Source organism: Halopiger djelfimassiliensis (assembly GCF_000455365.1).
Classification (GTDB): Archaea; Halobacteriota; Halobacteria; order Halobacteriales; family Natrialbaceae; genus Halopiger_B; species Halopiger_B djelfimassiliensis.
This window is the reverse complement of the sequence record NZ_HG315687.1, coordinates 25491-50685: the sequence shown is the minus strand read 5'-3', so window position 1 is coordinate 50685 and position 25195 is coordinate 25491. Positions and strand designations below refer to the sequence as shown.

The 25195-nt window shown below is 64.1% G+C and carries 25 protein-coding genes and 1 pseudogene; 11 read left to right on the top strand and 15 right to left on the bottom strand.

The genetic code is table 11. The features are described 5' to 3' along the window. Nucleotides 1-25: 25 nt before the first annotated feature. Nucleotides 26-264, top strand: a pseudogene (locus tag TX80_RS15630) (tryptophan-rich sensory protein); the annotation flags it as partial. Between the two features lie 28 nt (nt 265-292). On the opposite strand, the gene TX80_RS15625 reads toward TX80_RS15630, so the two are convergent. From TX80_RS15625 to TX80_RS15615, 3 genes are all read right to left on the bottom strand, one after another. Continuing rightward, nucleotides 293-883 carry a diacylglycerol/polyprenol kinase family protein gene (locus tag TX80_RS15625; RefSeq protein WP_049924166.1) on the bottom strand — a complete coding sequence of 197 codons (591 nt, stop codon included), beginning with the start codon at nt 881-883 and terminating at the stop codon, nt 293-295. A gap of 82 nt (nt 884-965) precedes the next feature. Next, a complete protein-coding gene (gene glyS, locus TX80_RS15620; protein ID WP_049924165.1) occupies nt 966-2750 on the bottom strand; it encodes a glycine--tRNA ligase in 1785 nt (594 codons plus the stop codon). Continuing rightward, nucleotides 2743-3594 carry a CBS domain-containing protein gene (locus TX80_RS15615; RefSeq protein ID WP_049924164.1) on the bottom strand — a complete coding sequence of 284 codons (852 nt, stop codon included), beginning with the start codon at nt 3592-3594 and terminating at the stop codon, nt 2743-2745. Before TX80_RS15615 ends, glyS begins: the two co-directional genes overlap by 8 nt. A gap of 128 nt (nt 3595-3722) precedes the next feature. Between TX80_RS15615 and TX80_RS19545 the strand changes: the two genes are divergently transcribed. Further along, a complete protein-coding gene (locus tag TX80_RS19545; RefSeq protein ID WP_195893101.1) occupies nt 3723-3884 on the top strand; it encodes a DUF7556 family protein in 162 nt (53 codons plus the stop codon). Between the two features lie 50 nt (nt 3885-3934). Here the strand turns inward: TX80_RS19545 and TX80_RS15610 are convergent, their stop codons facing one another. After that, nucleotides 3935-4381, bottom strand: coding sequence for a DoxX family membrane protein (locus TX80_RS15610; protein ID WP_049924163.1), 447 nt, complete (start codon nt 4379-4381; stop codon nt 3935-3937). A 156-nt stretch (nt 4382-4537) separates the two neighbouring features. On the opposite strand from TX80_RS15610, the gene TX80_RS15605 reads away from it, so the two are divergent. Both TX80_RS15605 and TX80_RS15600 read left to right on the top strand, forming a co-directional pair. After that, the gene (locus TX80_RS15605) at nt 4538-4759 is read left to right on the top strand and encodes a hypothetical protein (protein WP_049924162.1); all 222 of its coding nucleotides are present in this window, start codon (nt 4538-4540) and stop codon (nt 4757-4759) included. A gap of 57 nt (nt 4760-4816) precedes the next feature. Continuing rightward, nucleotides 4817-5323 carry a hypothetical protein gene (locus TX80_RS15600; protein ID WP_049924160.1) on the top strand — a complete coding sequence of 169 codons (507 nt, stop codon included), beginning with the start codon at nt 4817-4819 and terminating at the stop codon, nt 5321-5323. A gap of 36 nt (nt 5324-5359) precedes the next feature. Here the strand turns inward: TX80_RS15600 and TX80_RS19540 are convergent, their stop codons facing one another. The 6 genes from TX80_RS19540 to TX80_RS15575 form a co-directional block, all read right to left on the bottom strand. Beyond that, a complete protein-coding gene (locus TX80_RS19540) occupies nt 5360-5518 on the bottom strand; it encodes a hypothetical protein (protein ID WP_195893100.1) in 159 nt (52 codons plus the stop codon). 257 nt (nt 5519-5775) lie between these two features. Further along, entirely contained in the window at nt 5776-7098 is a 1323-nt protein-coding gene (locus TX80_RS15595; RefSeq protein ID WP_154658696.1) for an ABC transporter ATP-binding protein, read from the bottom strand. Nucleotides 7099-7132: 34 nt separating this feature from the next. After that, complete coding sequence (locus tag TX80_RS15590) at nt 7133-8272, bottom strand: ABC transporter ATP-binding protein (RefSeq protein WP_049924157.1); 1140 nt, start codon at nt 8270-8272, stop codon at nt 7133-7135. Nucleotides 8273-8275: 3 nt separating this feature from the next. Beyond that, complete coding sequence (locus TX80_RS15585) at nt 8276-9274, bottom strand: ABC transporter permease (RefSeq protein WP_049924156.1); 999 nt, start codon at nt 9272-9274, stop codon at nt 8276-8278. 2 nt (nt 9275-9276) lie between these two features. Further along, complete coding sequence (locus TX80_RS15580; RefSeq protein ID WP_049924155.1) at nt 9277-10275, bottom strand: ABC transporter permease; 999 nt, start codon at nt 10273-10275, stop codon at nt 9277-9279. A 72-nt stretch (nt 10276-10347) separates the two neighbouring features. Next, on the bottom strand, nt 10348-12024 hold the full coding sequence (locus TX80_RS15575; RefSeq protein ID WP_049924154.1) for an ABC transporter substrate-binding protein: 1677 nt from the start codon (nt 12022-12024) through the stop codon (nt 10348-10350). A 227-nt stretch (nt 12025-12251) separates the two neighbouring features. Between TX80_RS15575 and TX80_RS15570 the strand changes: the two genes are divergently transcribed. The 3 genes from TX80_RS15570 to TX80_RS15560 all read left to right on the top strand — a co-directional run bounded on the left by TX80_RS15570 (nt 12252) and on the right by TX80_RS15560 (nt 18240). Next, a complete protein-coding gene (locus TX80_RS15570; RefSeq protein WP_049924153.1) occupies nt 12252-12671 on the top strand; it encodes a PPC domain-containing DNA-binding protein in 420 nt (139 codons plus the stop codon). 1 nt (nt 12672) lies between these two features. Further along, the gene (locus TX80_RS15565) at nt 12673-17808 is read left to right on the top strand and encodes a DNA polymerase II large subunit (protein ID WP_049924152.1); all 5136 of its coding nucleotides are present in this window, start codon (nt 12673-12675) and stop codon (nt 17806-17808) included. A 93-nt stretch (nt 17809-17901) separates the two neighbouring features. Next, nucleotides 17902-18240, top strand: a complete 339-nt coding sequence (locus tag TX80_RS15560; protein WP_049924151.1) for a DUF7130 family rubredoxin-like protein — start codon at nt 17902-17904, stop codon at nt 18238-18240. Nucleotides 18241-18267: 27 nt separating this feature from the next. Here the strand turns inward: TX80_RS15560 and TX80_RS15555 are convergent, their stop codons facing one another. Then, on the bottom strand, nt 18268-19173 hold the full coding sequence (locus TX80_RS15555) for an alpha/beta fold hydrolase (protein ID WP_049924150.1): 906 nt from the start codon (nt 19171-19173) through the stop codon (nt 18268-18270). Nucleotides 19174-19591: 418 nt separating this feature from the next. On the opposite strand from TX80_RS15555, the gene TX80_RS15550 reads away from it, so the two are divergent. Beyond that, complete coding sequence (locus TX80_RS15550; protein ID WP_195893108.1) at nt 19592-19885, top strand: DUF7130 family rubredoxin-like protein; 294 nt, start codon at nt 19592-19594, stop codon at nt 19883-19885. Nucleotides 19886-19932: 47 nt separating this feature from the next. Then, on the top strand, nt 19933-20832 hold the full coding sequence (locus TX80_RS15545) for a ketopantoate reductase family protein (RefSeq protein ID WP_049924148.1): 900 nt from the start codon (nt 19933-19935) through the stop codon (nt 20830-20832). A gap of 82 nt (nt 20833-20914) precedes the next feature. Here TX80_RS15545 and TX80_RS15540 read toward each other — a convergent pair whose 3' ends face one another. After that, nucleotides 20915-21280, bottom strand: coding sequence for an iron-sulfur cluster biogenesis protein NfuA (locus TX80_RS15540; protein WP_049924147.1), 366 nt, complete (start codon nt 21278-21280; stop codon nt 20915-20917). Between the two features lie 82 nt (nt 21281-21362). Further along, entirely contained in the window at nt 21363-21692 is a 330-nt protein-coding gene (locus tag TX80_RS15535) for a DUF5783 family protein (protein ID WP_049924523.1), read from the bottom strand. Nucleotides 21693-21842: 150 nt separating this feature from the next. Here TX80_RS15535 and TX80_RS15530 point away from each other — a divergent pair, with 150 nt between their 5' ends. Then, on the top strand, nt 21843-22232 hold the full coding sequence (locus tag TX80_RS15530) for a hypothetical protein (protein WP_049924146.1): 390 nt from the start codon (nt 21843-21845) through the stop codon (nt 22230-22232). A gap of 18 nt (nt 22233-22250) precedes the next feature. Here the strand turns inward: TX80_RS15530 and TX80_RS15525 are convergent, their stop codons facing one another. Together TX80_RS15525 and TX80_RS15520 are read right to left on the bottom strand one after the other, a co-directional pair. Further along, complete coding sequence (locus TX80_RS15525; RefSeq protein ID WP_049924145.1) at nt 22251-23054, bottom strand: DUF7260 family protein; 804 nt, start codon at nt 23052-23054, stop codon at nt 22251-22253. A 1-nt stretch (nt 23055) separates the two neighbouring features. After that, nucleotides 23056-23976: a DUF7551 domain-containing protein gene (locus TX80_RS15520; protein ID WP_049924143.1), complete on the bottom strand. Its 921-nt coding sequence runs from the start codon at nt 23974-23976 to the stop codon at nt 23056-23058. Between the two features lie 459 nt (nt 23977-24435). Between TX80_RS15520 and TX80_RS15515 the strand changes: the two genes are divergently transcribed. Further along, nucleotides 24436-25188, top strand: coding sequence for a PHP-associated domain-containing protein (locus TX80_RS15515; RefSeq protein ID WP_049924142.1), 753 nt, complete (start codon nt 24436-24438; stop codon nt 25186-25188). Nucleotides 25189-25195: the final 7 nt, after the last annotated feature.

Sequence of the window (25195 nt, the reverse complement as noted above, 5' to 3'; positions counted from 1 at the left end):
TTGAGAATGCGCGGTGAAAGTGAAACGCGCGCTCGAGAAACCGTGGTTCTATCCGCCCGACATCGCGTTCCCGGTGGCTTGGACGGCCCTGTTCGTCCTGTTGGGACTCGCGCTTTCGGTCGTCGTTGTCCTCTGGGCGCTCGTCGCCGGGACGATCATCGCGTTTCGGCGGATCGCCGAGCCGGCTTGCTGCTCGTGCCGTATCTCGTATGGATCACCTTTGCAGCGGTTCTCAACGCCGAACCATGGCGACTGAACGGGTGATGGCAGCGGCGCTTGGAGTCGGGTCGGGTCAGACCGGGACGAACTCCACGGCGAGATACGCCAGACAGGCGGCGTAGATCGGGATCGTCAGGTTATCGTCGACGACGAAGTCGTCGAGCCGGACCGTGACGCCGTCGGCGAGCGTCGCGCCGAGGGCCGCGGCGACGATCGCCAGCGGCGTCGTGTAGAGAAACGGGGCGGCGATGAGCGCGCTCACGACGAACATCGTAACGAGCACTTTCGGTCCCTTGACCGCTTTGAGCGAATCGTCCGAGACGGCCCCGCTGATCGGATCGCCGAGCGCGAGCATCAACATCGCCGGCAGGGCGATCACGGCGGGGAACACGAGGACGACGATCGTCATACTGACCATGTAGTAGCCATAGCCCGCGAACTGGTCCTGTTCGTACTCCCGGGTGAGCTTCTCGTAGAGCCACCACTCGAGCCCGACGCGCAGTCGGATGAACTCGAGGGCGAGCGTCCCGACCGCGAGGACGACCATCAGGACCCGAAACCGGGGCCACGTCAGCCCCAGATCGACGTAGTCCGCGAGCAGATAGAGTGCGACCAGTCCCGAGCCGCTCGCGTGAACGAGTCGGCGCTTCAGTTCGTCGGCCATCACCTCACTCCTCGAACAAAGCGACCTTCAGTCCGTCGATCACTGCCAACCGGTTCCGGATGGGACTCCGTTCGAGGACGACTTACAGCTCCTCGAACGCCAACTCGCCGTCTCGAATCGCCGACAGCGTCTCCGCTAGCTCGTCGATCGGCAGCCGTTTCTGGTCGGTCGTGTCCCGTTCGCGGACCGTGACGGTCGTCGCCTCGTTCTCGAGGGTCTCGTAATCGACGGTCACGCAGAAGGGCGTGCCGACCTCGTCCTGTCGGCGGTAGCGACGGCCGATGTTGCCCGAGTCGTCGTAGGTGACCGACAGGCCGGCCCCGCGCAGGTCGTCGACGATCTCCCGGGCGGTCGTCTCGAGGTCGTCGTCGCTTTGCAGCGGGAAGACGCCGACGAACGTGGGCGCGACCTCGGGTTCGAGTGCGAGGTAGGTCCGCTGTTCGCCGTCGACCTCGTCTTCCCGATACGCGTGGTGGAGGACAGTGTAGACCAGCCGACCGACGCCGAAGGAGGGTTCGACGACGTGGGGGACGATGTGCTCGCCCGCTTCGGTCTGTTCTTCGACCGCGAAGCCGGTCTTCTCGACGGGGATCTCGTGGGTCTCGTCCTCGAGTTCGATCGCGACTGTCTCGCCCGCGAAGGCCTCGCGGTCGCGGGCCGCGAGGGCCTCGAGTTCGTCGACGACGTCTTGGGCCGCGCCGCCGAACTCGGGACCGAGGTAGCTCATGTCGGGGTCGACCGTCGCGCGCTCGACGGTCTTGGGTTCATCGTACTGCTTGAAGATCGTGAACCGGTCCTCGGAGTACTCCTCGTGTTTCGAGAGGTCGTAATCGCTCCGGTAGGCGAAGCCGGCCAGTTCGATCCAGTTGCCGTCGATCTCGCCCTCGGCGTCCCAGCAGTCCGCGGCGTAGTGGGCGCGCTCGCCCGAGAGGTGCTGGCGGAACCGGAACCGGTCCATGTCGACGCCGACCCCCTCGTACCACGGTTTGGCGACGCCGAGGAAGTACGCGACCCACGGACTCGAGATGACGCCCTCCTCGACGGCCTCGCCGATCGTCGTCTCGATCGGCGACCCGTCCTCGGCGTTCTGTTCGGCGGCCGGATACAGCGTTACCTCGACGTCCGCGACGCGCTCGAGGTCGGGGTCGTCCTCTTCGGGGTCGATGAAGTACTCGAGTTCGGCCTGCGTGAACTCGCGGACGCGAATGATGGAGCGACGCGGACTGATCTCGTTGCGGTAGGCGCGGCCGATCTGGGTGACGCCGAAGGGAAGCTGATTGCGTGCGTACTCCTTCAGGCGGGGGAACTCGACGAAGATGCCCTGTGCCGTCTCGGGGCGCAGGTAGCCGGGGTCGGAGTCGCCGGGACCGATGTTCGTCGCGAACATGAGGTTGAACGTCTCGACGGCCTGGCCCGCAAGCCCCGCGCCACAGGAGGGACAGACGAGCTCGTACTCGGCGATTACCTCCTCGACTTCGGGGATGGGAAGGCTCTCGGCGTCCTCGTACTCGGTGTTGTCCTCGACGACGTGGTCGGCGCGGTGGCTCTCCCCGCAGTCCGGACACTCGACGAGCATGTCGTCGAAGCCGTCCAGATGGCCGGAGGCTTCGAAGACGGGTTCGGGCATGATCGTCGGCGCGTCGATCTCCATGTTGCCCTCGGCGACGGCGAACCGATCACGCCAGGCGTCCTCGACGTTGCCTTTCAGGGACGCTCCCTGCGGACCGAAGGTGTAAAAGCCGCCGACGCCGCCGTAGGCCCCGGAGGACTGGAAGAAGTACCCCCGCCGCTTGGCCAGTTCGACCAGCTTTTCGCTCGTTGCCTCCGTCGTGCTTTCGTCCGCGGCTGCGTGCTCGTGTTCACTCATAAAGTGCCTCCAGAACGTCGACGTCACAGACGATGCCGACGAGTTGCTCGCCCGTGACCATCGGGATCTGTTCGATGTCGTTGCTGATCATCCGCTGTGCGGCTTCCGTGATCGACGTCTCGGCCGAGACCGTCACCACGTCGTCGCTCATGAACTCCCGGACGGGACCGTTCGGGATTTCGATGTCCCGCGTCGGCAGATACCGACTGCCGACGGCTTTGATCCCCTCCCAAGACCACTCGTCGTCCTGATCGCCGAAGTTATCGCCGGTCTCCTCCTCTCCCTCGACGATGCGGGCGACCTCGATGATGTCGACCTCGGTCAGGACTCCGCTCATGTCGCCGTCGTCGTCGAGCGCGACGGTGTACGGGACGTTCGCGTACGAGAGTTCCCGTTCGGCGACGGTCAGCGGTGCCCCCTCGTAGGTCGTGTTCACGTTTTCGCTCGCGTAGTCCCCGACGACTCCGTCGACCGACTGCTCGCCCGCCGCGATCGCGTGGATCACGTCAGTCACCGTCACGATCCCTTCGAACTCGCCGTCGACGACGGGAACGCGGCGCGCGTTCTCTTCGACCATCGTGCGCGCGATTTCCTCGAGCGACGTCTCCTTCGTCGTCGTCGGGACGTCGTCCATCAGCATGACGAGTTGGTCCTCGTCGGGCTGTTCGATCAGTGCGTCGCGCGAGATCAGCCCTCTGTACTCCGGCCCGTCGTCCGTCGGGTTGACGACCGGGACGGACGAGAACGGTCGTTCTTGCAGGTACTCGAGAACGTCCGAACGGGTGCCCGGTAGCGCCACGGTCACCACGTCTTCGCGGGGCGTCATCGCGTCGGCTACGTTCATGTCCCCAACGTAGGGCGAAAATGAGTATAAACCCAGTGTTTCGCGTGCCCGCGAACGCACCTCATCCGTCGGCGGAACGGACAGTCAGTTTCGATGCGTTTATATATGGGTGGTTGTCACTCCCATACATGGTGACGAACCCCCACACCATGCCGTCCGACGATACGGTCGTCGGTTCGATCGATTCGACCGACTCGAGCGACGAGTACGTCATCGCCGACATCTCGGCCGACGGCGCGTGGCTTTCGATGCAGGCGGACGACGCGATGCCGCTTCGAGCCTGGCGATAACTGGGGGACCCGTCGATTCGTTCGCCGATTTCGTCTCCGTTCTCGGGTTCTTAGAAGAGGCCGACGCCGAGCGCGTACGGCCACTCGAGCGCGCCGAGCGCGAGCAGACCGAGTGACCCGCCCAGCAGGCCGACGTTTTTCAGAAAGCTAGTCAGTTCGCTCTGGCGCTGTTCGTCGGGGACTGCCCAGAAGTCGTGCATCGTCGGCGTCGCGACGAGCAGGAACAACGCGAGTGCGCTCGCGGCCACTGTCGGGGCGACGCCGACGGCGACGCCGAGACCGCCGAAAAGGAGCAGACCGCCGGAGAAGGCGACCGAGAACGTTGGCGCGGGAATCCCTTTCATCTCGGCGTAGCCCGCCATGTTCTCGAGGTCAAGGAAGTGGTTCAGGCCCATGAACGCGAGCGTGCCCCCGAACAGGAGTCGCGCGATCAGAAACAGCTCCCCCGTGACGGGGGCGTCGAAGGTCAGCGGTAGCGTTTCGAGTACTGGTAACATCGTGTAACCAACTGTAGAAACCGAACTGTAATAGCCGTTCTTGGACATCGGTTTCCCCGGGTGACGGCGATGTTATCGCCGCTCGAGACCGCAGTCCCGGTTCCGGAGCCTCGATCGGCACGGCGTTTATCGGGGTTCGTGAAGTAGTCGCTCGCCATGGACGCGCGCCAGCCGCGATCCGATCTTCAGTCCGGAACCGACGCCGACGCGCTCGAGCGTGACGGCTCGTCGATCACCTGGAACGGCCGACTCGAGCGGACGGAGAACCGCCGCGAGTCCGTCGTTCCCGACCCCGGCGAGTACGAGATCCGGGCGTTCGTCGCGACACACGAGAACCGGTATCGACCGAGCGATTCGACGACGATCCGGATCGAGTGACGCCTGTTATCGCCGGACTCCCGAACCGGTTTGATTCTGTGGTCCGTGCTATCATACATGTCGCTCGAACGCGTGTTTACCGACCTTCCCGACCCCGGCGCACACACGTTTCCGGAGTACTCGCTCCCGCGTGGCGATCCGGTCGTGCCGATCGCCGTCACCCGCGAGGAACTGTCGACGGTGCTCGGCCTGTACGAGACGTTCCGGACCGTGGATCCGACCGGACTCGACTCGAACCCGGTTCTCGAGGCAGCGACGACGTACATGGAACGGACGTTCGGCGTCCCGCGGTATCGTCCCGACGAGCAACTTCAGGACGATATCGCCTCGTTGCTCAACGACTTCTCGGACGATCTGGGCGGGCGGACACTGGGCGTCGTCGACGCGACGCCGACCCATCACCGAACGCTGTATTTCTTCCTGCTTAGCTGTCGCGGCTATTACAACGCGCCACACATCCGGTTCGATCCAGACGAGGGTGCCGTGGAAACGCTCTACGAGATCTACGAGCGGGTGACCGAACAGGACGTGTACCTCAAAAACCCGGCGTCAGTGTTCGAGTAACGCGACCGCAACGTCGGACCGCATCGGGCCGGCGACTCATCCGGTAAGGAAGCCACCCGGCGGGATACGCGTCGCGGGGCGGCCGTCCTCGTTCGCGGTGCGGTCGTCCCCGAACTCCGGGGAGTGGCGGATCGTTCGTCGTGCCGTTGCGAGTCGTTCCGTTCCGGCCGTGACGGCGGCGAGGATCTTACTCATACACGAGTAAATAGAGCTGGCAGCCGTATAAGTATTTATGATGTGAAAGATCGTGTCACTCCGACGGCCGCGGTCGCGGTTTCCACGGTACTCGATCAGTTGTTTCGAGTCCTACCTATCCGATATACGGCGTATATAGCGGGGCGGGTACCTACTGACCGAGAGCTGTACTGATATATCTGATATCTGTTCTCTCTGGTGGGAAACGGCCGCCGATCCGCGATCGGCGGCGAATTACAGCGGTCCGCCGTCAGCCGTCATCGGTGGAGGTGACAGGCCGCGAAGTGCGTCCCGGCTCCGTGTTCCGACTCGAGTTCGTAGGCGGGTCGTTCGCGAGCACAGATGCTCCGCTCGGCGAACGACTCGAGTAGCAACTCGGTCGCGGCCGCCCAGTTAGCGGATTTCGCGCCCTGCTCGTCGGTAGCTGCCCGGTCGTCGCGGTCGGACGCGACGAGATCGATCGCGTCGGCGACGACCTCGCCCGCCCGGCCGGCCGGGAGTTCGCCGTCGAAGAACTCGGCTTCGATTTCGGCGGCCGGCATCGGTTCGAACGTCCGCCGCTTGACTGCCCGCATGAACGCCCGCGTCCGCGCCCACTCCTCGTCGCTCCATGACTCACCCTCCGGTGCGATCAACCGCGGACACCGGGTCCGGAACCGGCAGCCGGTGGGTGGATCGACTGGACTCGGCACCTCGCCTTCGAGGACCCCGCGTGCCCCCGTCTCCCGCGGATCGGGCACGGGGATCGACTCGAGCAACGCCCGCGTGTACGGGTGCTGTGGGTTCTCGAACAGTTCCTCTTTTTCGGCGAGTTCGACGACGTGCCCGAGGTACATCACCGCGACGCGGTCGGAGATGTGCCGGATCACCGAGAGGTCGTGTGCGATAAAGAGGTACGTGAGGCCGAACTCTGCCTGGAGTTTCTCCATCGTGTTCAACACTTGCGCCTGAATGGAGACGTCGAGCGCGCTTACCGGTTCGTCACAGACGATGAAGTCCGGATTGACCGACAGCGCCCGCGCGAGGTTGACCCGCTGGCGCTGGCCGCCCGAGAACGCGTGTGGATGGCGGTTGTAGTGGTGGGGGTCCAATCCGACCTTCTCGAGCAGTATCTTGGCCCGTTCCTCCCGGCCCTCCTCGTCTAGCATGTCGTGGGCCCGCATCGGCTCCTCGATGATCTGGCCGATCGTCATCCGGGGGTCCAGCGAGGACTGCGGGTCCTGAAAGATCATCTGCATCTCCGACCGCTTTCGTCGAAGCTCCTCGCCGCCGAGGGCGGCGAGATCGGTTCCTTTGAAGTAGATACTCCCGTTCGTCGGCTCGAGCAGCCGCAGAATCGTCCGGCCGAGCGTACTCTTGCCACAGCCGGACTCGCCGACGAGACCGAGCGTTTCCCCCCGCCGGATGTCGAAGCTCACGTCGTCGACGGCCTTGACGCGTTGCTGGTCGACACTGACCGGCGGGAACCGGCCGGGTTCGAACGAGAGACCGGCCAACAATCCGGACTCCTGGTTGAAGTACTTCGTCAGGCCGTCGATCCGGAGCAGCGCCTCGCCGTGGGCGACGTCGTCACCCGTCATCTCGGAGCCGAGCCGTCCGGGGTCGCGGTCGCTCTTACTCACCGTCATCACCTCCGCCGTTCGTCCGGGCGGTTAGCTGATCGTCCGATTCGTCGCCGGTGTCGGCGAGGTTGTCGAGCGGCCTGCTCCCGTCGTACCCGACGTCGAAGGCGTCGTGTTTGACACAGGCCGCACGGTGGGGGTGGCCGTCGGCCCGGTCGACGACCCTGTTGTCGGGATGGACGCGCTGACAGACCTCTTTCGCGTCGGGACAGCGCGGGTGAAACCGACAGCCGGACGGCGGGTTGATCGCTTCGGGCATGACGCCCTCGATCGGATCGAGTTCCCCAACCGTCCGATCGGGGCGGGGGATCGACTCGAGGAGCGCTTCGGTGTAGGGGTGTTTCGTCTCGTAGAACAGTTCGTCGACGGGGGACTGTTCGACGATTTCGCCCAGATACATCACGTTCACCCGATCACAGATCTCGGCGACGACGCCCATGTCGTGGGTGACCCAGATGAAACTCGTTCCGTACTTCGCCTGGAGTTCGTCGACGAGATCGATGATCTGGCCCTCGACGGTGACGTCGAGGGCGGTCGTCGGTTCGTCGGCGATGATCAGGCTGGGTTCGCAGGCAAGCGCCATGGCGATCAGCACGCGCTGGCGCATCCCCCCGGAGAACTGGTGTGGATACTCCTCGTATCGCTCCTCCGGGTCGGGGATTCCGACCTCCCGGAGCATGTCGATCGCTTCGGCCCGTGCCTCGTCTTCCGGGAGGTCGCGGTTGAGTTCGATGAACTCCCGCAACTGTCCGCCGACCGTGAAGACGGGGTTGAGCGACTCCATCGGGTCCTGAAAGATGACGGCGATCTCGTTGCCCCGGATTCGGGTCCGGATCTCCTCGTTCGAGAGCATCTCCGATCGCTCCCGGAGTTCGCCGTCCGGCCCTTCCTCGAGTCCGAAGATGGTCTCGCCCTTGTACGTGATCTCCCCGGCGACGATCTCGCCGGGACTCTCGACGAGCCGCAGCAAACTCATCGAGGCGACGCTCTTTCCGGCACCGCTTTCACCGACGAGGCCGACGATCTCTCCCTCGTACACCTCGAAGGAGATCCCGTCGACTGCGCGAACTGTACCGGCTTCGGTGAAAAACTGTGTCTTGAGGTTCTCGACGCTGAGGAGTGGGTCTGACATGGGTTAGTCGTTGATTCGTGGGTCGAGGGCGTCTTGCAGGCCGTCGCCGAAGAGGTTAAAGCCCATAATCGTGATCAGGATCGCGAGTCCCGGCCAGATCGAGAGCCAGACGTTCGAGTGCATGTAGCCGTGTGAGGTGTTGAGCATCTGGCCCCAGTCCGGCGTGGGTGGCTGTGCGCCGTAGCCGAGAAACGAGAGCCCGGCGACGATGAGGATCGTCACGCCGATCTGGAGGGTCGCGTAGACGAGTACGGGCGCGAAGCTGTTGGGGATCACGTGTCTGCGGATGATGTTGCGGTTCTTGACGCCGGATGCCCGGGCCGCCTCGATGTAGTCCATCTCGCGAACCGAGAGGACTTCGCTTCGGATGATCCGTGCGAACACCGGGATGAACGTGATCCCGACGCCGACGATCGCGTAGGTGATATCCGGGCTTCCGCCGCTGACGAACACGGTAAAGACGATGATGAGGATCAGCGGCGGAATCGCGTAGACGGTCTCGACGATCCGCATCAACAGATCGTCGATCCGGCCGCCGTAGAACCCGGAGACGGCACCGATGATCGTCCCGCCGACGAAGCCGATGAGCGTCGACGCGATTCCGACGCTTACCGACACCTGTGCGCCGTAGACGATCCGGGTGAAGTAGTCGCGCCCGTTCGGATCGGTCCCAAGCGGCGTGCTCAACGATCCATCGGCGTGAAACGCCGGCGGGACGTTCGGCTCGCCTTCCCCCGGCGGCGGGATGCGTTCGGGATGGTCGAAGATCGGGAGCGTCTCCGCGAACGTAAAGTCCGACATCGCGCCGAACGTGAGCCGCGAGAGGTTGCTATCGATCATCGTGTACGCCGAAATCAACAGGACGAACACGACGACGTACAGCCCCCATCGGGCGGTCGTATCCTCCATGACCTTCGACAGCGTATAGCGCCAGCCGTACTTCGCCTCGACGTCTTCGGAGGGGCCAGCGTCGCTGTCCATCTGGGATTCGCCGATTGCCATACTTACTCACGCTCTCCGTAGGTAACGCGGGGATCGATGTACGCGTACGAGATGTCGGTGATGATGACGCCGACGACGAACATCGTCCCGATCACGATCGTGATCCCCATGATCAGTTGATAGTCGAGCTGCTGGATCGCCTCCAGAAACAGCCGCCCCATCCCGTTGATGTTGAAGACGTACTCGGTGAGGACGGCCCCACCAAGCGCCGTCGAGAGATTGAGGCCGACGATCGTAATGATCGGCAACTGGGCGACCTGAAAGGCGTGTTTCCGGAGGATCGTCCGCTCGGGCACGCCGTACGCTCGAGCGAGTTTGACGTACTCCCCTTGCAACGATTCGATCATCTGGGTGCGCTCGACGCGCATCAGCGTCGCCATCTGTAAGGTCCCGAGCGCGACCATCGGCAGTAACAGGTGCTTGATCGTCTGATAGGCAAGCTCCGGATAGCCGCTGTAGCCGTAGTGATCGGGACCGCGCCACGGGTACACCAGCCCGCTCGAGGGGAACCACCCGAGCTGGATGGCGAAAACGAGGATCAGCATGATGCCGATCCAGAACGAGGGCGTGCTGACGCCGATGAGCGCCACGATCCGCGAGACGTGATCGGCGGGTTCGTTGCGCCGCGTCGCGGCGATGATTCCGAGCGGAATCGCGGTCACCAGCGCGAACGCGTAGGCCGACAGCACCAACAGGAGGGTCGGCGGTGCCCGGTCGAGCATCAACTCCTCGACGGGCCGCCCGCGGTGGATACTCTGGCCGAAATCCCCCTGCAGGATGTTCGTCATGTACGTAACGTACCGTTCGTGTAGCGGTCGGTTGAGTCCGTACTGTCGTTCGATCCGTCTGATGACTTCCTGATCGACCTCCTGTCCTTGCAGCATCAGCTTCACCGGGTCGCCGGGCGCGAGGTTCGCGAGGACGAACGTGATGACGGTGATCCCGATCAGCACAGGGATCGCTTGCAGGATGCGAACGGTGGTGTAGCGGAGTAGTCCCATGTCGTATCTTCCTTCGGTCGTCACGGATCGTCCGGCCCGGTTGCCTGACCGAACCGGACGATAGGGAGGCGGTCAGTTGTCGGTCCAGACGTTCCCGTAGCCGGAGACGATCCGCGGGTTCGATTGCACCTCCGGATGCGCGTGCAGATCCTTGACGTATCTCCGGGAGGCCATCGTGTTGTGTTCGGAGTAGGCCGGTAACGAGGGGAGTTCCTCGAGAATCTCGATCATCACCCCTTCGTAGAGGTCGTACCGCTCGTCCTGATCGGCCATCTCGCGGGCCTTGGCGATGTCGTCGTGAAAGCTATCGCTGCCCTCGTAGAAGTGGGCCTGATTGACCCCGACCTGGCTCTCGTGATAGAGGTTGTAGAGGTAGGCGTCGGGGTCCGGACCGCCGGTCCACCCGAGGATGTACGCCTGAAAGTCGTCGGGGCTTGGATCCTCGTTGTAGACGGTCCGATCGAGCAGGGTCCCGAAGTCAAGCGTTTGCGCTTCGGCGTCGTAGCCGAGTTCGTCCAGCCGCGTGACGATTCGTTCGGCGAGATCTCCCCGGACGTCGCCCGGTGCGAGCACCGACGGGTTCCAGTCGTCGGGGACTGCTCCGTCGAGCAGTTCCTCGGCCCGATCGGGATCGTACTCGGGGTAGTACTCCTCGCGCCACTCGTCGATCGGGAAGTTCCACTGTTCGTTCGTGATCGGCGGAATCGGGGCCGCAAGCGGCTGGGCCGTGTTGTTCATGTGCGTCTCGACGAAGTCGGTCATCGAGAACGCGTGACAGATCCCGCGTCGAACGTCCGGGTCGCTCGTGGGGGCGCTGCCGCGGCAGTTGAACGTCAGGTGCATGTACGACGGGCTCTCACTGATGTGGACCCGGATGTCGTCGTCGCCCTCCAGTTCGCTCCAGTCGTCGTTGGGGACGGCGGCGATGGCGTCCGTGTCGTCGGCCCGGATCTCGCTGATCCGGCTCGCGTCGTCGACGTTGTCGACGAACGTGATCTCCTCGAGGTACGGTTCCGGATCGTCCCAGTAGTCGTCGTTGCGCTCGAGCGTGACGTACTCGTTGTACTCGAAGTCGCTCCAGACGAACGGCCCCGAGCCGACGGGGTTCGTGTTGAACTCCTCGCGGTCCGATTCGGTCTCGCGTTCGCTTTCGGGGACGACGCTGATCGCCATCGTCTGGAGTTCCCACTGGCCGTAGGGGTGCTCGAGGTCGACTTGCACCTGATAGTCGTCGATGACCTCGGCAGACTCGATCATATCGTACTGGGCCTCGTTGACGCTGTCCTCCTCCTGAAAGGCCATAAAGGAGTGAGCGACGTCGCTCGCCGTCATCTCCTCGCCGTTGTGGAACTCGATCCCCTCGTGGATCTCGTAGATATACCGCGTGTCGTCGCGCTCGACGTCCGGCATGTCGACGGCGACTTTCGGCTCGAGAGTCAGTCCATCGTCCCAGTCGTAGAGGCTGTCGAACACCAGCTGGTACACCTGCGTGCTGTAGGCGTCGTTGGAGTGGATCGGGTCGAAGTCCTCGTCCCGTTCTAACTCCTGTGTGTACTCCATCGTGCTCTGTCGGGCGGCTTCCTCGTCGTCCGGCTCCTCCCGGTCGTAGTCGTACTCGGACGGATCGATGATGTTCCCCTGACCGTCGTCTCCATCCCCACCGATACACCCTGCCACGGCCGCCGTAGAAATCGCCGCTCCCGAGGCGAGAACCCGACGACGGGTCAGATACGGTGACTTCTGTACCATTCTCCTCGAGGTACACGTTCGGCCACCCTTTGTTATCCTCTCCCAAATCACGGAAACCACCTCGATACCGGACCTGTCCGCCGAGTAACGGCCTTTTATCTGGCCAATGAAGTACAAAAAGCTACGAAGGTGGGAATAAACGTACATGTATGACCTTCCGGTTTCCCGGTCGATCCCGTCGTGGACGAACGGTGCTCTTTTTCCACTCGGGAGCACAGTAGCGTCGTATGAACTACCGAGCCGTCGAACCTGCGGGGGAGTACGTCGCCCGCCTCGAGACCGGTGCCGACTGGCGGGCCGAGATCGAGGCGCTCGCGACCGAGGTCGAGGCCGACGCGGCCTGGTTTACCGCGCTCGGTGCCGTCCGGGACGCCGAACTCTGGTTCTACGACCAACGCGACCGCGAGTACGCGCCGATCGAGTTCGACGAGCCACTCGAGGTCGCAAGCTGTGTCGGCAACGTCTCCTTGCTAGAGGATGAGCGTTTCGCACACACCCACGCCGTTCTCTCGGACGACGAGGGCCGGACCTACGCCGGCCACCTCGAGTCGGCGACTGTCTGGGCCGGCGAACTCCACATGCGGGTCTTCGAGGCCCCACTCGAGCGACGCCACGACGACGCCACCGACCTCGATCTCTGGCTCTGATATGCGCGAGGAAGACGAGCGATACTTCGAGCGGCTCGAAACCCAACTCGACGAGGCGTTCGACGTCGCCGAACGCGCCAAAGAACGCGGCGCGGACCCCGAACCCGAAGTCGAGATCCCCGTCGCCCAGGACATGGCCGACCGGGTCGAGAACATCCTCGGGATCGACGGCGTCGCCGAACGGGTCCGCGAACTCGAGGGCGAGATGTCCCGCGAGGAGGCCGCCCTCGAACTCGCCGAGGACTTCGCCGAGGGTCGGGTCGGCGACTACGAGACGAAAGCCGGCAAGGTCGAGGGGGCCGTCCGGACCGCGGTTGCCCTGCTGACCGAGGGGGTCGTCGCCGCCCCCATCGAGGGGATCGACAAGGTCGAAATCTTAGCGAACGACGACGGCACCGAGTTCGTCAACGTCTACTACGCCGGTCCGATCCGCTCCGCGGGCGGGACCGCACAGGCCCTGTCGGTGCTCGTGGCCGACTACACCCGCGCGCTCGTGGGCCTCGATCAGTACAAAGCCCGCGACGACGAGATCGAACGCTACGCCGAGGAGATCGCCCTCTACGACAAGGAGACGGGACTGCAGTACACGCCGAAGGGGAAGGAGACGAAGTTCATCGCCGAGCACATGCCGATCATGTTGGACGGCGAGGCGACGGGCGACGAGGAGGTCTCCGGTTTTCGGGACCTAGAGCGGGTCGACACCAACAGCGCCCGCGGCGGGATGTGTCTCGTCCTCGCGGAGGGGATCGCGCTCAAGGCCCCGAAGATCCAGCGCTACACGTCTAACCTCGACGAGGTCGACTGGCCGTGGCTGCAGGACCTGATCGACGGCACCTACTACGACGACGGCGACGAGGTGGACGAGTCGGACGCCGACGACGGCGATGACGAGGAAGAACCCGACGAGACGGACGGGGACGAGGCAGACGGCGGGGAATCGACGGACGAGTCCGCCGACCGACCGCAGGGGCCGCCCCGCGTCGACGAATCGACGAAGTTCCTCCGGGACCTGATCGCGGGTCGTCCCGTCTTCTCCCACCCCTGTGCCGAGGGCGGTTTCCGGCTGCGTTACGGCCGCGCGCGCAATCACGGGTTCGCGACTGCCGGCGTCCACCCCGCGGCGATGCACCTCGTCGACGACTTCCTCGCGACCGGAACCCAGATCAAGACCGAACGGCCCGGCAAAGCGGCCGGGGTCGTCCCCGTCGACTCCATCGAGGGTCCGACCGTCAAACTCGCAAACGGCGACGTCCGCCGGATCGACGATCCCGCGGACGCCCTCGAGATCCGCAACGGCGTCGAGAAGATCCTCGATCTCGGCGAGTACCTGGTCAACTACGGCGAGTTCGTCGAGAACAACCACCCGCTTGCGCCCGCCTCCTACACCTACGAGTGGTGGGTGCAGGACCTCGAGGCCGCCGGTGTCGACGTTCAGGCACTGGAGGACGACCCCCGGATCGACCTCGAGTTTCCCGCCCCCGAGGACGCCCTCGAATGGGCGCTCGCGTACGACTCGCCCTTACACCCCGAATACACCTACCTCTGGCACGATCTCTCGGTCGACGACTTTCGGACGCTCGCGGCGGCGGTCGCCGAGGGGCGGATCGAGGGGGACGGCGACGGCAGCGTCAACGGCAACGGGGACGACAGCATCCTCGTCCTCGAGTACGACGACGCCGTCGCCGACGCCCTCGAGACGATCGTCATCGAGCACCGCCAGCGCGAGGGCGACGGCCGCATCGAAATCGACGACTGGCGGCCGTTCGTCCGTACGGTCGGCTGCAAGCCCCGGCAGGCGGTCGCCGACGGGGCGACGCTGGAACCCCCGGAGGCCGGCATCGAACTCGAGCGGACGTGGGCCGGCGACGACCTCTCGGAATGCGCCCGCAACTGGGGGCACGACGAGGACGGCGACAACGCGATCGAGGCGGTCAACGAGGTCGCCCCCTTCGAGGTCCGCGAACGCGCGCCGACACGGATCGGCAACCGGATGGGCCGGCCCGAAAAGTCCGAGCGCCGCGACCTGAGTCCGCCGGTCCATACCCTGTTCCCGATCGGCGAAGCCGGCGGCGCACAGCGCAACGTCGCCGACGCCGCCAAACACGCCGAGACGATGTCCGATACTCCCGGGGTCGTCGAGGTACAGGTCGGCCGACAGCGCTGTCCCGACTGTGGGGCGGAGACGTTCAAGAACCGCTGTCCCGACTGCAACGCACGGACTGTCCCGGACTATCGGTGTCCCGACTGCGACCAGCGGGTCGAACCCGACGAGGCCGGCCGCGTGGAGTGTGACCGCTGTGAGATCGAGGCCACCTGCGTCGAACCCCGCGAGATCGACGTCAACGACGAGTTCCGATCCGCCCTGTCGGCGGTCGGCGAACGCGAGAACGCCTTCGACATCCTCAAAGGCGTCAAGGGGCTGTCGTCGACGAACAAGATCCCGGAACCGATCGAGAAGGGGGTTCTGCGGGCGAAACACGACGTCTCGGCGTTCAAGGACGGCACCGTCCGCTACGACATGACCGACCTGCCGGTCACGGCCGTCCGGGCCAGCGAACTCGACGTCGACGTCGGCCAGCTTCAGGCGCTTGGCTACGAGACGGACATCCACGGCGAGCCGCTGACCCACGAGGACCAACTGGTCGAACTCAAGGTTCAGGACATCGTCCTCTCGGACGGCGCGGCCGAGCACATGATGCAGACCGCGGACTTCATCGACGATCTGCTGGAACAGTACTACGGGCTCGAACCGTTCTACGAACTCGAGGACCGACAGGATCTGGTCGGTGAACTGGTGTTTGGGATGGCACCGCACACGAGCGCGGCGACGGTTGGTCGGGTCGTCGGATTTACGAGCGCGGCAGTTGGGTACGCCCACCCGTACTTCCACGCCGCAAAGCGACGGAACTGTTTCCATCCCGAGACGAAGATCTGGTATCAGGACGAGAACGGCAGCCGAGTCTACGAACCGATCGAACGGCTCGTCGAAGATCGGTTGACGGACCCGACCGAAGACGATGTCGGGACGCTCGTTCAGGAGGTCGACGGTCTCTCCACCCCATCGGTAACGTCGGACGGAACGACCGTCGAGCGTCCGGTGGAGTCGATCTCGAAACACCCTGCACCCGATCATCTCGTTCGCGTCGAAACTCGGAGCGGGCGAGCCCTGACCGTAACCCCTGATCACACGTTCCACAGATGGACCCCGTCTGGGCTCGAATCGATCGATGCCCGTACGCTCTCGACCGGTGACGAACTTCCCACTCCCAAGTCGATCGACGTCGAGGGAACGTCGCAAACGATCGACCTACTGGATGCGTTTATCGACGCAGACGCGATTCCCAATGAATCGCTCGTGGTTCGAGACCTCGGCTCCGATCGAATCAAAAGCCTTCTCGACGACGCGACGGCGGAAAGGGCGTATCTCAAACCAGTTGCCGAACGCCTCGATCTCTCTCAGTCGACAGTCTATAACTGGGTCAATCGCGACAGCGTCCCGGTCGGTCCGCTTCTCTCGCTGTTCGACCGCGACGAACTCCTTGAGCGTGTCCCCGACGACGTGACACTGGGCGTGAAACGCGACACCGCGAGCGTTCGCCGCCGCTTCGAAATCGACGAATCGATCGCGACGCTACTCGGGTACTACGCTGCGGAAGGGTTCACTCGTCGCGAGGACGGCTCGTTCTACCAGACGACTATCTGTACACCGGACGAAGCGGCCAGAGAAGAGATCGTCGACGCGTTCCGGGATGCCCTGTCGATCGAGGCGTTCGAAGAAAACGAGTGGAAGATAACCGTTTCGAGCCGGCTTGTCTCGACGCTGTTCGCCGACGTACTCGACCTCGGCTCGACTGCGGAGACGAAACGCATCCCCCAGTATCTCTTCGATAGCCCTCGGTCCCACTTACGTGCATTCTTAGCCGCGTATTTCAGCGGCGACGGAAGCGCCTCGAGTGATCGTATCGAGATTCGAGCACATCCGATCAGCGACGAACTCGCGAACGATCTCGTTGCCGCGCTGAAACGGTTCGGGGTCGCCGCGAAGACGTATCGGGAAACGCGACAGCCATCTACCGGAGCTATTTCCGAATTCTACGGAGACGAAGAACCAATCCCGGAATTCGAAACACACGTCCTCAAGATCACATCCGAAAACGCCGCGCGGTTCGCCGAACACGTCGGATTCCACCTCGAGCGAAAACAGGAGACGATCGACGACGTTCTCGCGTCGACGGAACTGCGCTCGCAGCGTCTCTTTGCCGACGGTGGAGATGTCTGGCTCGACGAAGTCACGTCAGTCGAGATCGTCGAAAGCGATATCGACTATACGTACTGTCTCACTGTCGAGGGGACGAACACGCTCGTTGCCAACGACGTATTCGTCGGTCAGTGCGACGGTGACGAGGACTGTGTGATGCTGTTACTCGACGGACTTCTCAACTTTAGTAAATCGTTCCTTCCGGACAAGAGGGGTGGTAAGATGGACGCGCCCCTGGTCATGTCCTCCCGCATCGATCCCTCCGAGATCGACGACGAGGCCCACAACATGGACATCGTCTCCCAGTACCCACGCGAGTTCTACCTCGCCACCCGCGAGCAGGCCGATCCCGGCGAGGTCGACATCCGGATCGCCGAGGAGACGCTCGGCACCGACGGCGAATACACCGGCTTCGAGCACACCCACGATACGAGCGACATCGCGATGGGTCCCGACCTCTCGGCGTACAAGACGCTGGGATCGATGATGGAGAAGATGGACGCGCAACTCGAGCTTTCGCGCAAACTCGAGGCCGTCGACGAAACCGACGTCGCGGAGCGGGTCATCGAGTATCACTTCCTGCCGGACCTCATCGGGAACCTCCGGGCGTTTTCCCGGCAGGAAACCCGGTGTCTCGACTGCGGCGAGAAGTTCCGCCGGATGCCCCTGACCGGGGACTGTCGGGAATGTGGTGGCCGGGTCAACCTCACCGTCCACGAGGGCTCTGTCAACAAGTACATGCAGACGGCCATTCAGGTCGCCGAGGAGTACGACTGCCGGGATTACACGAAACAGCGGCTCGAGGTGCTCGAACGATCCCTCGAGAGCATCTTCGAGAACGACAAGAACAAACAGTCGGGTATCGAGGACTTCATGTAACCGACGTCGGGGGTGATCGACTCGCCGTCCCGAAGCGACTCCCTCGAACAATGCGCGCTGTGTCTTTATCCGTCTCAGCGGCGGAGAGAGCGTATGGTTGAAACCGGGGAAACACCGTCGAGAGAGGGCGAATCGGAGGCCGTCGAAGCGGTCCACGACGTGGGTCTCGGCCAGCGGGTTTACGACGAGGACGGAACCGAAATCGGCCGGGTTCGGGGGTTCGAGCGCAGTGGGTTTTTCGTCACGACCCGCGAGGGGGCCGAGGCGATGAGCGTCGAGCACGCCCGTTCGGGCCACGAGTTCGGCGAAGCACACCTGATGTGGCGCTGTATGGAGTGTGGCGAGATGGGCGATATCGATGCCGGACTTCCGGAGACGTGTCCGAACTGCGGTACCCAACGGGAGGATCTGATGTACTGGACCGAGGACTGAGACGCGTCTCGGCCCGTCGTCGAGCGTTCAGTGCCGGCGAGTAACGCCCGGCATCCGACCCTTTGAATACCGGCGGGCAGTGACGCGTTGCTCGTCGGGGAGCCACTCCCGAAGCCGCCGGTTGAACCGGTTCGGTCGCTCCCGCGAGACCCAGTGACCGCAGTTTCCAATCAGATCCAGTTCGGCGTCCGGGATCCGATCCGCGGCCCGTACCGACCACTCCGGGGGGACGAGCGGGTCCTGTTTGCCGTGGACGAGCAGCGTCGGGACCGACAGCGACTCGAGTTCGTCGACGAAGTTCGTCGCCACCTGCCCGTCGAACGAGAGTTCGTTCCGCTGGAACGCCTTGAACGCCTGCATCGATCCCGGTGTCATGAGCTTTCCTCTGACGTCTTCGATGAACGGCTGGGGAAGCGCGCCGGCGTCGGCGACGAGCCTGTCCAGAACCAGCCGAACGGTTTCGTGAGTGATGCTACAGGCGACCTTTCCGAACTCGGCGGCTCCGGGAACCTGGGTCAGGAGCTTCCACGGGATCGCGTTCGGAAGCCGCTCGCCCAGTCCGTAGCTGTCGACGAGCGTCAGTGACGCGATACGCTCGGGGCGCTCGAGCGCGTATCCGAGAGCCGCGCCGCCGCCCATCGAGATGCCGGCAAGCGAGACGCGGTCGTGTGGGAGCGTCTCGACGAACCCGTCGAGGACCTCGACGTACGTGTCGATCGTGTGCGCGACCGAACCCGTACTCTCCCCGTACTCCGGCCAGTCGGGTGCGTAGACCCGGTACTCGTCGGAGAGCGCGTCGATGGTGTGTCGCCAGGAAACCGTCGCGTCGTCGATCCCGGCACCGTGGAGCAATACGATCGGCGGTCCGTCCGTTCCCGCCCGCCGATAGGCGATTCGACAGTCGCCGACCGTGGTAACGCCGGTTCCGGTCATGATCGATGGCCGTCCGTCGCGGGGGCGTCGTGGCTCGATACGGGACAAGCGGGGCGACCTCTCCGCCGGTTTCTACTGCGGCCTGTTCCGGGAGTAGGCCGATCGATGCGTCGTTCGAAGCCGAACCGGAGGGTTTCGGCGAGGAAATCGACAGCAGACGAATACGAGGTCACGGAGATCACTCTCCATTCGTCTGGACTGCGGGATTATATCGATTTCTATTACCATGGGTGATTCTGTCATACCGTACACGTCGACCCGCCGATCGCTTCCCGTCGCCGGGATATTTTATATCGCACAATGTAATTTATAGACGGAGCGTCCAGAGGTTCGAAACACTCACGAACTCGTCGAATTCACCCGCAGTAACACTGGGACTCCCTTTATCTTCCTCCGGGTGTCACCGATTCACATGGGGATGGAACGAGAACTCCCACGGATCGGGTTCGGAACGGACGTCTACACCGAGGACGGGACGAAAATCGGGCACGTCCGCGGGATCGACGAAGACGGCTTCTACGTGTCCTTCCGGGAGGGACTCGAGGGGATGAGCGTCCACCACGTTCGGGCGGGCAAGAACTTCGGCGAGGCCGAACTCATGTGGCGGTGTCTGGACTGCGGTGAACTGGGGGCACTCGAGCGGGACCTTCCCGACCGCTGTCCGTCCTGTGGTGCCACGCGGGAATCCCTCTACTACTGGACCGAGGACTGAGGCCGGACGAAAACTGTTTTTAGCGGGCTTCCCCCACTGCGAGCTATATGGAGGTCGTCGTCTTCGGTGCTGGCAGCCTCGGGAGTCTCGTCGGGGGGATGCTCGCTCGCGAGCACGACGTCACGCTGGTGGCACGCCGGGCACACGCGGACGCCATCTCCCGGTCCGGTCTTCGGGTCGAGGGACGAGTCCAGGCCCGCGTCACCCCGGAGGCGACGACCGACGGCCGGAACCTCGCGGCCGACCTCGTCGTCGTCACGGTCAAGTCCTTCGACACCGATTCGGCGGCAGACACACTGGAAACGGGATCGTTCGACGCGATCCTCTCGTTGCAAAACGGGATGGGAAACGAGGAACGCCTCGCGGCGCGTCTCGATGCGCCGGTTCTCGCGGGGACGGCGACCTACGGCGCGATCCGCCGGGATCCGGGCGTCGTCGAGTGTACGGGGACCGGCGAAATCGTGCTCGGTCCCCCGACGGGCGGACGGTCGGAACGCGCCGACCGGGTCGGGGACGCGTTCTCGGCGGCAGGACTCGAGACGACCGTCGCCGACGATATGCCCTCCCGGCAGTGGGAAAAGCTCGCGGTCAACGCCGGGATCAACGCGGTGACGGCCCTGACGGCGACCGAAAACGGGGCCGTCCTCGAGCCGCCGGCAAACGACATCGCTCGTACGGCGGCGCGTGAGACGGCTCGCGTCGCTCGCGGGACCGACATCGACCTTTCGAACCGGACGGCGATCGAGGCGATAGCACAGGTCGCAGCGGAGACGGCCACGAACACGTCCTCGATGTACCAGGACGTGCTGGCGGACCGGCGTACGGAAATCGATGCCATCAACGGCTACGTCGTCGACAAGGCCGACCGACTGGGACTCGAGGTCCCGATCAACCGGACGCTGACGGCGCTCGTTCGAACGTGGGAGCGGGGTCGAGGGCTGCGCTGATCGGGTCCGTCTACTCGCCGCTATCGGATAGCTGTCGCGAGGAAAACTCGAATACCGGTCGGAGCGAAGCGACGGCGACGACCTAGAACGGTGCTTCCGGCCCTTCGTCGGCTTCGCCGTCGTCGTCCTCGACGGTTTCGCCGGGGAAGGACGGACTCATTCCGCCGCCCATGTCGCCACCGGCATCCATGCCGGTGTGTGCGTTGACCTGCTCGATCTCGGGGATCTCCTTGACCATCCGGCTCTTGATCGCCTGAATCGTCATCGGGGAGATGCCACAGCCGCTGCAGGCCCCACCGAGTGCGATGGTGACTTCACCGGTCTCGCGATCGAGGTCCTGAATCGCTGCGCTGCCGCCGTGCATCTGGATCTGCGGGAAGTTCCGTCGCAGGAAGTTCGCGACGCGGTCTTCGAGGTCGTCCCCGTCGTTTTGGGTCTCGGTGCTCATAGCGCACCCTTGGGTATCAGCCCCCCTAAACCTTCCGTCCTCCATGTTCGCCTGCCGACAGCGGTGCGGACCGAGCGCCGGCTCAGACGAACCCGAAGACCCGCTGGAGTTCCGCCTCGATCTCCTCGACGTGGGTCTCGAGGACCGACTCGAACCGCTCCTGCTCGACGAGGACGCCCGAGAGCCGATCGTACGGATCGTCCGGCAGCTCGACGCGGAACTCGCCGTCGCCCTCGTAGAACGGTTCGCTCTCGTTCAACACCTGTTGGTCGATCGCGTGGACGAGTTCGGAGTCGTACCGGTCGTTCATCCGGTTGAACGCGTTCTTGTACGCCTGCTGGAGTTCCGGGAAGTAGTTGGCGTACTTGTCCTCGAACTTTTCGGGATCGAAATCCGCGCTGGAGTCGGCCATGTCGAATACGAGCGCGAGCGGAGACAAAAGTCGGACGATCGGCCGGCACATGGGAACCGGTCGTCACGCTGGGACCGTAGGGGGTCCCTACATAGGGGGGTGCGTACGCAAGCGGAACCGACACCCGAGTCACCGTCGATATCGACCTACATGACGACCGATCAACACCCCATTCCCCGCGAGGCCCTCCCGCCGGGGTGGGGACCCGCTGAACTCCGTGACGGGCGGTTTTCGTACCGTCGCAATTGCCCTCCGCTCGAGTTGATCGCGGACCGGACAACCCCCGATCGGTGCCATCCGGGACTGGGACTCAGTCACTGCTGGGAACTCCGATACCGGTACCTGCTGGCCGATCGGGCGATCACCGAAGCCATCGGCCGCGTCTCGACGCGGCAGGCAGCCGTCGACGGTCTGCTCGAGTGTATGCACCGGATCCACGACCACGTCGAAGAACCGACGAATCCGATCGAGATCGGCAGCATCCTCGACCGGGTTTCCTTCGCCGACCTCGTCCCGAACGGGCTCTCCGAACCGGGATAACTGGCCGCCCGCGCCGTGTTAGACGCGTCGCGTGAGATGCGTTCGAACCGTTCGCTGGCAGGAGCCACAGATCTCGTATAACCGAACGCCGGTCGAGAGGACCGGATACTGCGTGGTTCCGTCGGTGTACAGGTACGACACCAGCGTCCGATACGATGTCCCGCCCCGACCGTACCGGTTCGTCGACTCGGAAAACTGTCGCTGTCGCTCCTCGAGCAGCGTTTCCAGACGCGTTCGGAACGTCTCGAGGCGGTCGTGTTTCGTCCGGAGTTCCTCGAACCCGTAGTCGAACAGCGACTCCTCGGCGGTCGTCTGGAGCCACGCGCTGATCTCGTCGATCTCCTCGGCCGCGTCCGCCAGCGTTTGCGTTTCGGTCTCGAGGGTCTCCTGCAGCAGGTCGGCTTGCCGTCGGCGCTCGGTCGCCTTCTGGAGGACGGTCTCCTTGAGCGCCGGCGTCCACTGGGCGTCCGATGCGAGCGCGACGGCGATGTCCTCGGTCAGTTCCGCCGCAATGGTTTCGACGAGCGATTTGTCGTCGTCATCACTGTGTGGGAGTATCGTTTCCGCGAAGGCCCGCCGAACGGTCTCACAGCCGTCCGCAGACGGCGTCGGGGTCGGCGAGGTATTCGGGACCGAGACGACGTTCTGTGCCGGCGTCGAGGCGACCTGCGTCGCCGACTGGCTTCCGACGGGCGCGGCCGCTTCCGTCGGGACGTCCCGAACGCGCTGTACGAACGCCTCGAACCCGGCCTCGCGTTCCGCGACCGCGTCGCGTTCGGCGTCGACACACTCGAGTGCGCGATGGATCGCCGTCTCACCCATGTTATATCCTCCCCGTACAGACCAGACTGCCCGGTTCCGAGTCGCCGTCTGTCACGACGAGTTCCCAATCGCCGTCCCCAAGCGCCGTGACGTCCGCGACGCCGAGCGACTGGCTCGAACCCGCCGTTCGCCGCAGCATATCGATTCCGATCGGGAGCATCGGGAACCGTCGCCCGTCGCTTTCGATGGCGTACCCGTGAAGGGAGACGGTCCAGGCGGCGTCGGCTGTCGACCGCGTCACGTCGTATTCGCCGATTAACGAGAGCGTTCGCAGGTGCGACAGGCTCCCCTCGACCGGATCGTCGCCGCGGGTAACCGGCGAGAGGTTCGCCGCGGCCGTCCGCAGAAGGCGGCCCCGCTCGTCCGCGGTGAGGTGCCGGCCGAGCTCCGTCGCCATCGTCTCGAGCAACACCAGACAGAGCGCATCCCGGTCGGTGACAGCCTCCGCGGCGGCGAGATAGGTGTCCATGATCGCCGTTTCGGCGGCCGCGTGATCCCGAGCCGAAAGGGCCTCGAAAACGGCCCCCGAGACGTCGTGACAGAAGCTGATCAACGGGCTCTCGTCGTCGGCGTCGGTGTCGTCTTCGGACGAGGTCCCGATCGAGCCGTGTGAACGGTGGGATCGTTCGGGGTCCGGTTTCCGGACCGAGGCGTCCCGAAGGTCCGCCGCCTCCGTCACGGAGTGTCGCTGGCAGACGATCGGCTCGTAAAAGGGTGCCTGCGGATCGTATCGTCTGAGCGCGGCGCGGTACTGCTCGGTCGCTCGAGCGGCGTCGGCCGCGGCTTTTCGCGTCGGAAACCGTTTGCCGGCGACCGGAACGGGAAACTCCCCCGTCCGGCCACAGATGACGTAGTAGTCCCCGTCGTCGGTTGCCAACTGTTCGATGCGGTGGCGTATCTCTCGGAGCGTCGTTCCGACCATTGGTTCTCTGGGCGTTGATCCCGTACGTGACCGCGTTCTACAGCCAGACGCCGGCCCGCTCGACTCCGCCGACACTGGATCGCGGTCCGTCGCTTCGTATTGTTTAGGGTGACCTAAAACATGATAAACCTGCCGAATTTTAGGCCAACCTAATACCCGCTGGCGGGCGACGATTCCGGTCGTTCGGTCGCAGTGATGGTGGCTTTCACGTTTTCATCGTGAGGCCGGTCGGAATCGTAACTGGTCTTCCTGCGTGTTCGCGTTTTAGCGCCCGCTCGAGCAACCAGCGGCGCGTTGGTCCGGAACACCGACTGGAGAATCCGGTTTCGAAACGGCCGACTACTCCATCGATAAATCTTATAATGCTATATTGAATTGGTGGGTTCGCGTGACTCGGCGCGCAGCACAGCGTTTATGCGGCCCAACGAGCTATTGAGGGTACCCACCCCGCTGACTCCTATGACGACTCACATTCCGTTTGCAATCGATTTTCACGTTCACTCCGACGACTCCTACGACGGGCACGAGCCGATCGAACTCATTCTGGAACATGCAGCCGACATCGGCCTCGACGGCGTCGTCATCACCGACCACGACGAGATCGGCGAATCGATCCGGGCCGCCGACCTCGCCCCGGACTACGGCCTCGTCGGCATCCCCGGCGTCGAAGTCTCGACGCGACACGGCCACTTGCTTGCGATCGGCGTCGAGGAACGACCCGATCCCGGCCAGCCGTTCATGGAAACCGTCGCGGCCGTCCGGAAACTCGGCGGTATCGCGATCGTTCCACATCCCTTCCAGCGCAGCCGCCACGGCGTCCGGAAACGCCATATCGAGGACGCCGACGCGATCGAGACCTACAACTCGATGCTCTTTACCGGCTATCGAAACCGGCGGGCCCGGACGTTCGCCCGCAGACGTGGCTATCCGGAGATCGGCGCGAGCGACGCCCACTACCTGCCCAACGTCGGCAAGGCCTACACCGAGATCCTCGTGACGCCGGACGCCGAGAACCCGACCAAGGCCGACATCGACGGCGACGAACTCGTCGAGGCCATCCTCGAGGGCCGAACGCAGATCCGGGGCAAACGGACCCCGATCCACAAGAGTACGGTCCAGTACGCCAAGGGTGCGGTCCGCAAGTCGACGTATCTACTCACGTCGAACGCGCCGCTTGTGCCGACCGTGCCGGCGTCGATGGATCGGTCCTGAACCGGCC